This is a genomic window from Shewanella sp. 10N.286.45.A1, assembly GCF_041470405.1.
GTDB lineage: Bacteria > Pseudomonadota > Gammaproteobacteria > Enterobacterales > Shewanellaceae > Shewanella.
The window spans coordinates 1-207 of the sequence record NZ_JBFRMK010000262.1; the positions used below are offsets into that span (position 1 = coordinate 1).

Consider the following 207-nt stretch of genomic DNA (forward strand, 5'->3'; position numbering starts at 1 on the left):
ACCATACTGTTTGAACATGCTCTCTTGGCGATACAGGGGCAGACCATATTGGTATTTACTGGTGATGATTTGACTGAGCAGAGAGGCTGTCGCAATTCCCTTAGGGATAGGACTTGCTGGCACTGAGGCGATATGAACTTTAACCTCAGTACTTTGTTTGTCACAGGTTCGGCAGCTGTATTTTAAACGAACATGTTCAATGACTTT

At 44.0% G+C, this 207-nt stretch carries 1 protein-coding gene; it reads right to left on the bottom strand.

Features of this window, described 5'->3' with window-relative positions:
* The coding region (locus AB4238_RS17840; RefSeq protein ID WP_372034663.1) for a transposase at nucleotides 1–207 on the bottom strand (207 nt) is incomplete at both ends.